This window comes from Rhizobacter sp. (assembly GCA_021153565.1).
In the GTDB taxonomy this organism is placed as follows: domain Bacteria; phylum Pseudomonadota; class Gammaproteobacteria; order Burkholderiales; family Burkholderiaceae_C; genus Albitalea.
This window is the reverse complement of record JAJKJU010000047.1, coordinates 1-11,259: the sequence shown is the minus strand read 5'-3', so window position 1 is coordinate 11,259 and position 11,259 is coordinate 1. Positions and strand designations below refer to the sequence as shown.

Here is an 11,259-nt window from a genome sequence, read left to right as displayed (position 1 = left end):
CGCCATGTGGCTCGCCATGACAGAGTCGATCACTGCGACACAGGCGACTGTGTCCAGCGAGGGCGGCTCCGGGTAAAGGTCAGCCCAGAGGGAGAGGGAGCAATACATTCTGTAAGAAGGATTCTTTATGAGCGCTACCGGCACACCCGGTTTGGCACGCGAGACCTCGGTCCTAGTCTTTCTCCAGCCTTTCCAGGCGTGGATTGATGACCCGGAGGTGACGGAGATTGCCGTGAACACCACTGGCGTCGTCTGGGTGGAAGCGCGTTCGAGCTGGACCCAGCATCCGTGCCCCGAGGCCGGCAGCGCGCAGCTTCGAGCCTTGGGCACGGCGGTGGCAACCTATTCGAACCAGAAGTGGGACGAAACCGCGCCCATCCTGAGCGCGTCGATGCCGGATGGATCGCGTATCCAGCTTGTCATGCCGCCAGCGGTGGAGGAAGGGCGCTACTCCTTCACGATGCGCAAGCCCTCCAGGCTCGTGCGCCGGATCGACGACTTTGCGAATGAAGGACTGTTCCGCAAAGTAACGCCTCTGAAGAACCAGGTCAGCGCGCAGGACCAGGAACTGCTCGAGCTGATGCAAGCCGAGCAGTACGAACGGTTCATCAAGCTGGCGGTGAAGTACCGCAAGAACATCATCGTGTCGGGCGCAACCGGCTCGGGCAAAACGACCTTCATGAAAGGCCTCGTTCACGAAATACCGCTGACCGAACGCCTGATCACGATTGAAGACGTGCGCGAACTGTTCCTTCCCCACGAGAACTGCGTGCACTTGCTCTATAGCAAGGGTGGCCAGGACAAATCGAAGGTGCGGCCGAAGGATCTGCTCGAAAGCTGCCTTCGCATGAAGCCCGACCGCATTCTGCTGGCCGAAGTACGAGGCGATGAGTGCCTCTACTACGTCCGCAATGCCGCTTCAGGGCACCCCGGCAGCATCACCAGCTGTCACGCCGGTTCGCCAGCACTGGTGTTCGAACAACTGGCCATCATGATCCAGGACTCCCCCGGCGGCGCCAACCTGACCTTCGACGTCATCAAGCGCTTGCTGACGCTGACGATCGACATCATCGTGCAGTTCCAGAACCTCGACGGTGAACGCTTCATCAGCGAGATCTACTTCGACCCCCACAAGAAGCTGACGGCATTTTCATGAAGAACGCATTCAAGTCACCGATGAAGACCGCAGGAATCCTGCTGAGCGTGGTAGTGCTCTTGGCCATTGCGAACTATCTGGCTGGCGTGCTGCTGTTCGTCTCGTACCGGCAATCACCCTTGAATGCCGGCCTGTTCACCATTCAGCAAGCCTACTTCTCGTACACCGATCCCACCGTTTTGCTGCGAGTGAAAACATTCTTCCTCATGTCCTTGCTGCTGTGTTTCGGCGGGACCTTCGCGGCCTTCATGTCCAGGCGAGACCGCACTGTCGACAAGACTCTGTTCGGCAAGGCGCGCTTCGCGACCTTGAAGGACATCAGCAAGGAAAAGCTGGACGGCGAGAAGGGTGTGGTGCTCGGCAAGTTCAAGGATCGCATGCTGCGCCTGGGCGGGTACGAATTCGTGTTGCTCGCAGCACCGACCCGCACAGGCAAGGGCGTGGGGTTCTGCGTGCCCAACCTGCTGCAGTTTGCCGATTCGGCGGTGGTTCTCGACATCAAAGGCGAGAACTACAACCTGACGTCGGAATTCCGCCGACGCTACATGGGCAACGAGATCATCTACTTCAACCCGTTTTCCGAACACACCCATCGCTGGAACCCGCTGAGCTACGTTTCTGCCGACCCGAACTTCCGCGCCAACGACCTGATGGCGCTGGCCACCATCATCTATCCCGTCAACGAGAAGGACCCGTTCTGGTCGGACGCGGCAAAGAACCTGTTCATCGGGCTCGGTCTGCTGATCCTGGAGACGCCGGAGTTGCCGCCCACGATCGGTGAAATCCTGCGCCAGGGCTCCGGCAAGGGCATGGCGATCGACGAGTACCTGAAGAAGGTGATGCAACAGCGCGAGGACAGCGGCCGGCCGCTGTCGCACACCTGCCGCGACACGCTGAATCGCTTCCTGAACAGCGGCGAGCAGGCGCTCAAGGGCGTTCATGCGACGTTCTCAGCCTCGCTCACGCCGTGGGCCAATGCGGTGATCGACAAGGCAACGTCGGGTGACGACTTCAGCCTGCGCGACGTGCGGCGCAAGAAGATGACGATCTACCTGAACATCCCGGCGGGCGAGATCCTGCAGGCCGCGCCCATCATCAAGCTGTTCTTCTCTCAGCTGATCAACGAGAACGTCAAGGAGCTGCCTGAACACAACCCGGAACTCAAGCACCAGTGCCTGCTGCTGATGGACGAGTTCACCGCCATGGGCAAGGTGGACATCATCGCGAAGGGTGTGGGCTACATGGCCGGATACAACATGCGGCTGGCCATCGTCATACAGGACAAGCAGCAGCTCGAGGCGGTGTATGGCAGCGAAGACGCGCACAACATCATCAGCAACATGGGTGCCGTCATTTACTTCACGCCGTCGCAGATTGGGGAGGCGGAAGAGTATTCGAAGATGATCGGCAACGACACCGTGTCGACGTCGAGCCGTCAGACGCCCAAGGGCAGCCTTTTCGGCGTGAAGTCCGAAGGCGGCAGCCCGAGCACCACGGAGCAGTACCAGTCACGCGCGATCATGCTGCCTCAAGAACTGATGCAGATGAGCAAGGACCTGGAACTGGTCGTCCGCTCGGGCATGCCAGTGATCAAGGCTGACAAGATCCGGTACTACGAAGACCCGTACTTCAACGAGCGGTTCACCGCGGTGCCGATGCACGAAGTCGCCCTCGGCCAGGACAGGCGGAAAGTACCCATTCCGGCCGCCCTGCCCCACGGAGATTGGACGGACTACAAGGCCGCCGTAGAGACCAGCGACTTCTACGTGAAGGCCTTCGCGGCGATTCCTGCGCCGCAGTCATCGGAAGCATCGCCCGCCCCGGCCGAGTCGCGGCCTGCTGCCAAGCCCGCGCCTGCCGATGGTGGCGTGGCGTTTCCCCCGCTGCCACAAGGCGCCATGCCCTTCGACGAGCTTCACGCACTTCTAAGGGCGGACGCCAAGGACAAGGAAGCAGTGGCCCCGGTCGCTGTGGCCCGAGCCTATTGCGATGCCATCGTGACCTATTGGCAGCATGCCGAGCTGTCGCTCGACGAGCCACTGCTGGTGCTCGACCTGTGGCCAGGCGACGGCGCCTTCCTGTGGAAGCTGGTGCTGTCGCTGCAAGCCCGGCTGAACGAACCCGGCAAGGATTGGCCTTCATTTCGCTATGTCGTGTGTGTGGATGACGAAGCGCAAGCCGTCGCACTGGCCGGGCATCCCGCCCTCGCGGACGCGGCCGAGCACGGCATGTTCGCGACGCTGCAACGCAACGAATTCCTGGCCCGCACCGAGCCATTGTCACAAGTGAATCCGGTTGTGGTGCTGGCCGAGCGCTACTTCGCCACCCTGCCCCACGTGCTGATGGATTGCGGCGGCGGCACTGCCTCGGTCGCGCAGGTTCGCGCGCGGCCCGGCCAGGCTGGGAGCGGCTCGATCTCCCTCGAGGCTGATTGGCGTTCGTTCGACCCCGCGCAGGACGGCGCCGGGTTGTCCGACCTCGCACGGTCCGTGTTGGACGCCTACACCGCCGCGCCAGAGTCCATGCAGGTGCGGGTGCCGCTGGAGGGCCTCCGAATGCTTGATGCCATCCAGCGGGTGGCCGCCGGCGGCTTCCTGCTGCTGGCGGCCGACCGGGCAGTCTCCCAGGAACGGGCGATCCGCTCCGGCGCGTTCGCCCTGCCCGGCTCACTGACGCTGCCACCGCAGCAGCAGGCCGCGAACTTCCACGCACTCACACATGCCCTACGGCCTGGCGCCGAGTGGACCGTCGATGCGGGCAGCGATGGCGTGCCCGATCTGCTGCTGGTCATGTCGCCGCCGAAGGGGACATCCGGCGTCCTGGCGAAGCTGGCCGGTCGTGTTGCCGGCGTGCTCCAGGACACGCATGCGGCCGCGATCACCGCCAAATCTGCAGCATCCGCGTCGCAGTGCCTGTCGGCATTGCGGCAATCGGATCACGACCCGCAAGTCCTGCTGTCGATGTATGGCGCCCTCGCCTCACTCGACTGGGCGCGAGCCGACTTTCCGCTGGGGCCATGGCAGCGTGCACTGGAAGCCACATGGGGTCTGTGGCTGCCATCGAAGGACGCGTATCCGATGCATCAGGCGCTCAGCTATCTCGCGCTGCAGGCCCGGCACTACGGCCTGGCGCGCGAGGTCAGTCTGATCGGCATGGCAGTGTGCGGCGACAACCTCCAGGACCTGAGTACCCTGGCCGTGTGCGGCCTGCACACTGGCGATCATGAAGCCGCCGAGCAATACGCGTCGCAGGTGCTGGCTTCCGTGCCCGCCGATCCCACCTGTCTCGCGGTCCGCGCCGAACTCGCGCAGCGCGAGGCGCTGCTGCAGGCACACCATTGGTTCCTGCCCGCTGAGGCTTCGGAGGGATCGCTGCGGCTGCAGCCCCTGGCGCCTCACCATGCGCAGGCGCTGTGGCTCCAGTACCGCGACATTGACGTCTCGATGGCATTCCGGCTGCCGGCTCCGGCGTCGGCCGACGGCCTGGCGGCGTGGATCGACGGGGCCACCCGCGACCCACACCGGCTCGACTGCGTGGTGGTGCACGAGGACTGGGGGGTCATCGGCATCGTCGGTATCGGCATGACGGACAACGCTGGCCTTTTCAGCTTCTGGATCGGGGCAGACCGCCAGGGACAAGGCCACGGCGCGCAGTCCGCGCGCCTGCTGCAGCCCATGCTCGAAGCCGCCGGCATCCGGCAGCTGTTCGCTCTGGTGCGGCCGAACAACCGCCGCTCGCTCGCGGCTTTGGCAGCTCTTGGCTACGCACCGATGGCCATCGCGGCGCAGCAACCCGATAACGAACTGCGCTTCCTGCGCCTGGGCAATGCGGCAGAGGCAGACAGGCCTGATGCGAGGGCCGCGCTTGCGCGTGTGTGCGCCGGGCATGCCCCCGGCCTTCGCTTCGATTGAAGCTGCGGGGACGCCCCGCCATCAAGGCATTCACATTCATCATGGTGGCGTGAGACACGCCGAGCACTTGGAACTGGAGCAAACGTCATGCAACGAGAACCAGGGAAGCCCCGGGGGCTTAACCAACAACCTGCCCAGCAGCAGCAAGCCGCTGAGCCGGGGCCATCCTCTCACCTCACCCCTCCCAATCCGCTCTCGCAGTCAGGCTCATTGCCGCCAACTCAGTTGGCTGCTCCGGGAGGGTATCGCCCGCACGCGACGGATGTCGGCCAGCATCTTCAGTTCAACTTGCCGCAGTCGCAATCAGGCCCTTTCATCGGGAGGTACGTCGGCGCCGGAGCGGACGGCCAGCATGTGTTTGATACTCACTCACACGGAAGACTTTCAGTCCCCGAAAGCCACATACTCGGCTACCGGCCCTCTGTTGGCGGCATGCATCCCCCGGGTCAGGTCCGCTCACCTGAAGAGAACTTGAGTGGTCGTGATCAGGTCCAGTTGTCCGCGGCTGATCTTTCGGAGCCCATGGCCCGCCTGCGTCGAGATCCCAGTCTCGCTGATCACATGGCAGTGACCACGTTTGAAGAAACGCCCAACTACCCAAACTTTGAACAAAACCGGCATAACCTGGAAGTTCGAGGCGTTCCCGTTGTGCCCAGTGTGGACATCAGCCAGACCCAAGCGACGGCGGAGCGTCTATCAGGATTGCCTGCCGAGGCAAACTTGCATTTCCAGATGCCGAGGGTACCGCGGGGCACGAAGGGCTATTCGACCCAGAAATTGGTGCGTGACACCTGGAAGCTGCCAAGCGCGATGGGCCAAGACATGACCGTGAGCATCACCGCACCGCATCCAGATGGCTATAGCAAGTTGAGCACCCACAACGGCTTCTATGGTCTGGAATCCGGCAAGGCGGTCAAGAAGACAGCCATGGAATTGGATGAGGCTGGTACCGACTCTGACGCGTCCCTGGAAGGGTATGGTTACGAGCACAAGCAAAGCACGGTGGATCAGTCCACCGAAGTGGCTGCCAAACGCAAGAAGTACAAATTCGTTCCCAGTGACCCTGAGCATCAGGAATTCAAGGGCGCTCCGAAGGGGCCTGGCGATCGAGATGGCGATTCTGAGGGCGGCGGCTCCTTAGGTGCCGAGGTGTAGGAGCGGGGAACGGATGTCTATCTCGTCCTGCTCTGCAAACGGGACGCTTGTCTTCATCACGATGGCGTGACACACGCCGAACACTAAGCAAAGGTCATGGACAGATCACAAGGGCAGCAACCTGCACAACAGCAGCATGCGCAACAGCAACCTGCGCAACAGCAACCGGTTCAACAGCAACCTGCGCAACAGCAGCATGCACAACAGCTGGCCACTCAGACCGGGCCATCCTCCCCCCTTACTCCCCCCAATCCGCTCTCGGGGACCCCAGCCGAGTTGCATTCAAACCCATCGCACGCGATCGCCGCGCAGGAAAGGGCCATCACCCCAGCAGACGCCCACCAAAGGCTCATGTCGAATCCTGAGGACTTTCTGAGGAAGTTCCCGATCAAGATGTTCGGCACCGGCGCTAACAGGCCATCCGGGGTGAATGGCTTCGCGATAGTCAACCGGGACCCACGCCCGCAGGAAGTCTCAAAGCGACCGAGTTCCATATTCGGTAAGCATCTCTTACACGACACTGAATCTTTCGATATCAAGCCCGCATCTTCATTGGGGCCGAATGACATTCGACACCAATTCGAAGCTCACTCGATTCGCATGGATGTAGGTGCAGCCGCCATGAATTCCTATCGCCTCGACGCCAGCGGGCCATCGATCATGGTGACCGGCGAGTTATCGGGTTGCAGCATCGTGATGCGGCCGGTGGAAGGCGGAGGTGTGGACATCGCTCACGTCCAGCCCAGGCCGACACACATAGGTCAAAACGGCGCGCCATCCACGCCGGCACAGACGGGTCAAGAGCTCCACAACGAACTCACTCAAGCACACCCTGACGCAATAGTCTATGGAGCATCAGACACCCGCGGCCAATACGATTCATCCGATCGCCGCGTCTCGATCATCGGCGTGCGCACAGATGGGCAGTGGTCTTTGTTTGCCCAGAAGGTGAACGCAGACGACAGGCGAATTAGAACCACGTATCAGATCTTCCCGAGCGAGAAAAAGCTCTGATGGAAGGGCGCAGGGGTGTGCACAACCTCAAGGCATTCATCATCGGTGGCGTGACACACGCCGAACACTGGAGCAAATCATGTTCGAACGAAACCCAGGGTCGTCCCGGCAGCCTGCACAGCAGTCCGTGCAGCAGCAGCCCACTCCTCAGGTGGCCCCTCGCCCCACTCCTGCGAATCCGCGCTCGGTACAGCAAGACGCGTCGCATCTGAACGCGCCGCCACCGGACCTCAATCCGCGCGACCCTGCCGCTGACCCGTGCTGTGGCATGGGCCATGCCGTCAAGGCGGTAGCCACCAAGTTCGCATCCGCCCTGGGGATGAACGGAGCTGCCCAGACCAATCGTCAGGAGCACTCGCAAGCCGCGGAAGAGCGGACTCAAGAAGGCCAGGCCGATCCTGGGCGTGCGGGCGACGCGGCACAGCTGGCTCGAGCGGCGACCGATCCGAACCATCCGCAGTACATGCATTTGTCGGCCGACATGTGCTGGGACGCCGTGAAGCGATGCGGCGTCGAGGCCGGCGCCGTGGGACGCCACGTTGACGCCCAGCACGGACTCGTCTCGCATACCGATACCCTCGTTCCCGACCGCGCCGCAATCGAAAGGCTGCCGGCGGGCACGGCTGTGGGATTCTTCGAGGGAGAGCGTCCCGTTCACGTCATGCTGAGCGTCGGAGATGGCCATGCATGCGGAAACAAGAACAACTGTATCGGCAGAGGCAATCCGGTGGGATGGGAGTCTCTCGACCTCAAAGCGCTCAACTGGGACGGGAATGGGGGCATCACCGCGCCTGGTCTGCACAGCCCCCAACGAACGCTGCAGGTCCGCGCCCGCCCCTTGGGGACCTGATACTTCAGAGCCTGCGTGTCTTAAACGCTGGGAGCCAGCATGGTCACTGTCTGGGCTGTGGATGCCGGTTGCAGCAAGCACCCGCGGGGCGCTTGTCAAGCTTCATACAGTCGATCCATCGCCTGGACATACAGAAACGTGATGCCCGGGTGTGCCGCCGCGACGCGGTCGTGCCCAACCTTCAGCAACTCCGTGATCGCAAAGGCATCGTCGAACTCCTGATTGGCAATCAGCCCGGTCTGCTCACTGTCGTAGCGTGTGTGATGTGCCGGCCGGACGGCATCCGGGGGAAGGGCCATGGCAATCTCGTTCACCGTGTCGTGGATCCCCGAAGTTTCGAAGTCGGGAAACCTCCTGGCATCCTCGGCACCGTATCCGAGAGCGATGCCCAGCCGGACATCATTCTCACGCAGCCAGTCCAGGCCCTCTGGGGTACATAGGAAGTCGACGATTCGCCTGACTTCCCGACATCGCATGGAATGGCAAAGGCTTGGCGGTTGTTCGCAACTGTCTTTGCCAGATTGGTCTTGCGGATGAACGCGCACATGGGCTGGCCGTGCGCCTGCCTCGCCGGAATCTCTACCACGGCAAAGTCAGAGCCAAGCGGCCGACCGTGGCTCTCGCTCGCCACCATGGTAGCCATCGTCCCCGCTGTCTTGGCGCCGGCGACATACATCGGCTTTCTGCCGAACAAAACGGGCGCAAGGCCAAAGGACATGAATTCCCGCAGGAACACTCCCATGGTTGCAGGTTGGTCATTGATGGGTGGGAGCGTTTCGAAACGTAATTTTCCTCGTGGCGCGATGCTGCCCGATGACGATGTCCTCGCTATCAATGCGAGCGGCCCAGAAAGGCCGCGCTCTCGGGCAGGTTGTGATTCCGGTGTGGGGTCGCCTTGCTGTCCCGCCGCTTCGGTTGGTGAGTGCTGCGTGCCCGTGACTGGCTTGGAAAAGTTGCAACCCATGATGACTTCCGCTTGAACTAATCCGAATGAAATGACCCACCAATGTAGATTCTTTCCCCGAAACCATGGCGTTCAACCGAAGTGCTGTTCGAGTGGACGAAAACAGACCCAAAGGGTGATGCTCATGGCACGTCCTCCACCACGGCCGGATGAAGAATGGCTTCGCGATAGTCAACCGGGATCTGCGCCCCGCGCGCCGTATCACCAATCCGTTGGCGCTCATCCAGGCGCCGTCGAAGGCTGACAAGGATCGGGTAATGGGGCGCTTCCTGTCCGCGCTCGACTCGATCGCCAATGGCAGCCATCCAGGCGCCGAGGAATGGCGTGACCTGAGCGATTCAATCAACACCGTCGAAACGCTGGCGCTGCACTTCCGAAAGCTGGTTCCCGCCGAGGTGATGCCGCCGGTCAATCGCGCAATCGAGGGCATGGTCCAAGCGAGCCGTCGATTCAAGGCTGGGCAGGGCATGCGCTTCGACGCGGCCGGGCTGCATGCGTTGCGCGAGGTGGTCGACATCTACGGCCAGTGCCTCGACGGCTTCACCGCTCACGAGATGGCGCAAGCCCACGCCGAAACGCAACGCCGCGTGAACGTCCTCCTTCATGACAAGAACCGGCGCGCTGACGTCGTCGAGCTATGACCTCTCTTCCAATGTCCGCCTGCGGGCTGATGTCGATCTACCTATCCCAGGTGAGTCGGCACCCCCGCGCTGCGCGCTGGGCGCCACTCGTCGGGCTGTACGGGCAGCCGGCGTGGTTCTACTACGCGGGGAGCAAGGGCGACTACGAACTGTTCCCGCTGTGCATCGCGTTCACCGTGCTCTACGTCCGTGGCGTGTATCGGCAATGGAGCAGCGCATGAACGCACTCCGCAAGTTCAAGGCGCTTGGGGGTTCTGGACTGACGACGCCCGAGTGAAGATCAAAGTGGCCGCCGCCATGTTTCCTTTTTCGTTCTTCGCGGTGAAGAAGAACCTCGGCGACTGGGAAGTGGAGGCGTTCTGATGAATGTCGAATGTCGCCAGCAAGCTCATCGCGTCGCCAAGGGCATCGCTGTTTTCGGCAGCGACTGTACCGCACCTATATCGCACGCCCATCACGCGCAGCCAACGAATGCGATCCACCCCATCATAGCCACAGGGTCACATCTCCAGCGAGAGCCGAGGCGGTAAAGTGGGGTGCGCTTTTCGCGATTTTGTTAGTACTGCATGAAACAACAAACATTCACGAAAAAGCTAGGTGGCATGCGGCCTGCAGCAGGACGGAAGCCGCTGAGTTATGGCGCACACATCGGTGGTATCCATCGAAGATGCGCCCGATAACACGTTAGCCACTAAGGAGAAGATCATGCAGCGAGCTACTACAGAACAGATCGCGCGACTCATCGACGAGGGAGAGAAGCAAAAGAGTTCGCATGATATGGAAGTTTGGGCGGCTAAAGTTCTGGGATTCTTTCGACAGGCCCTCTTACCTGACCAGGCTGACAACTTTGCTTCCCTCAAGGCGACCAACACTTGGCAAACTCATGCTCTGCGTCTCGGTCATCTACAGGGGATGCTGGCAAACTTGCCGCGCGCTGCCGAGGCAGTGACAACGAGTCGAAAGAAGTCATGGGGAGGTTCTTGGAGAAGCTCGGACTGCAGCCAATCATCTTGCACGAACAGGCGAACTCCGGTCGAACAGTTATCGAAAAGTTTGAGCTATATTCAAACGACATTGCGTTTGCGGTTGTCCTTCTCACGCCAGATGACTACGATGAATCCATCACCAAGCCAGACGCCTCACGACCCCGAGCTAGACAGAATGTGATACTTGAACTCGGCTACTTCATGGGCCGTCTAGGAAGGACCCACGTGTGCGCGCTGCACAAAGGTGGAGTCGAACTTCCGTCTGACTACCAAGGTGTCCTGTATATCGAAATCGACTCAACCGGTGCATGGAAAGCTAAGCTCGCACAAGAGTTCGTTCAAGCAAAGCTCTCCATTGACCTTAGCGCACTGCTTGGTGGCTAACGATTAAGAATAGATCGCGCGAAGCCGCGATCTGATCCGTTTGTTGGACAAGCCCGGGGCAATCGGCTCGGCGGTGCTCCAGCCACCGCAAATAGACCCGAATAGTCCAGCCGCAAGAACTGCGCTGGGGAAGCCGGCAAGGGCGCTGATTGCGCTGGCCGGTGGCTGCCGAGCATCGATGCGTGGGATGTTCCGAGG

10 protein-coding genes are annotated in these 11,259 nt (G+C 61.4%); 8 read left to right on the top strand and 2 right to left on the bottom strand.

The window, feature by feature from the left end; all coding sequences use genetic code 11:
• Window positions 1–127: 127 nt before the first annotated feature.
• The 5 genes from virB11 to AC30NL_RS03430 all read left to right on the top strand — a co-directional run bounded on the left by virB11 (window position 128) and on the right by AC30NL_RS03430 (window position 8,086).
• Window positions 128–1,156, top strand: a complete 1,029-nt coding sequence (gene virB11 / locus AC30NL_RS03450; protein WP_489462614.1) for a P-type DNA transfer ATPase VirB11 — start codon at window positions 128–130, stop codon at window positions 1,154–1,156.
• Complete coding sequence (locus AC30NL_RS03445) at window positions 1,153–5,067, top strand: GNAT family N-acetyltransferase (RefSeq protein WP_489462613.1); 3,915 nt, start codon at window positions 1,153–1,155, stop codon at window positions 5,065–5,067. Before virB11 ends, AC30NL_RS03445 begins: the two co-directional genes overlap by 4 nt.
• A 522-nt stretch (window positions 5,068–5,589) precedes the next feature.
• The gene (locus AC30NL_RS03440) at window positions 5,590–6,222 is read left to right on the top strand and encodes a hypothetical protein (protein ID WP_489462612.1); all 633 of its coding nucleotides are present in this window, start codon (window positions 5,590–5,592) and stop codon (window positions 6,220–6,222) included.
• Between the two features lie 96 nt (window positions 6,223–6,318).
• Window positions 6,319–7,236, top strand: coding sequence for a hypothetical protein (locus AC30NL_RS03435; protein ID WP_489462611.1), 918 nt, complete (start codon window positions 6,319–6,321; stop codon window positions 7,234–7,236).
• A 79-nt stretch (window positions 7,237–7,315) separates the two neighbouring features.
• Complete coding sequence (locus AC30NL_RS03430) at window positions 7,316–8,086, top strand: hypothetical protein (RefSeq protein ID WP_489462610.1); 771 nt, start codon at window positions 7,316–7,318, stop codon at window positions 8,084–8,086.
• A 95-nt stretch (window positions 8,087–8,181) separates the two neighbouring features.
• On the opposite strand, the gene AC30NL_RS03425 is transcribed toward AC30NL_RS03430, so the two are convergent.
• Together AC30NL_RS03425 and AC30NL_RS03420 are read right to left on the bottom strand one after the other, a co-directional pair.
• Complete coding sequence (locus AC30NL_RS03425) at window positions 8,182–8,385, bottom strand: hypothetical protein (RefSeq protein WP_489462609.1); 204 nt, start codon at window positions 8,383–8,385, stop codon at window positions 8,182–8,184.
• A gap of 11 nt (window positions 8,386–8,396) precedes the next feature.
• Entirely contained in the window at window positions 8,397–8,828 is a 432-nt protein-coding gene (locus AC30NL_RS03420) for a hypothetical protein (protein WP_489462608.1), read from the bottom strand.
• A gap of 371 nt (window positions 8,829–9,199) precedes the next feature.
• On the opposite strand from AC30NL_RS03420, the gene AC30NL_RS03415 reads away from it, so the two are divergent.
• The 3 genes from AC30NL_RS03415 (at window position 9,200) to AC30NL_RS03405 (ending at window position 11,061) form a co-directional block, all read left to right on the top strand.
• Window positions 9,200–9,691: a hypothetical protein gene (locus tag AC30NL_RS03415; protein WP_489462607.1), complete on the top strand. Its 492-nt coding sequence runs from the start codon at window positions 9,200–9,202 to the stop codon at window positions 9,689–9,691.
• Window positions 9,688–9,912 carry a hypothetical protein gene (locus tag AC30NL_RS03410; protein ID WP_489462606.1) on the top strand — a complete coding sequence of 75 codons (225 nt, stop codon included), beginning with the start codon at window positions 9,688–9,690 and terminating at the stop codon, window positions 9,910–9,912. The genes AC30NL_RS03415 and AC30NL_RS03410 overlap by 4 nt, the downstream gene beginning before the upstream one ends.
• A gap of 651 nt (window positions 9,913–10,563) precedes the next feature.
• Entirely contained in the window at window positions 10,564–11,061 is a 498-nt protein-coding gene (locus AC30NL_RS03405) for a TIR domain-containing protein (protein WP_489462605.1), read from the top strand.
• The last annotated feature ends 198 nt before the right edge of the window (window positions 11,062–11,259 follow it).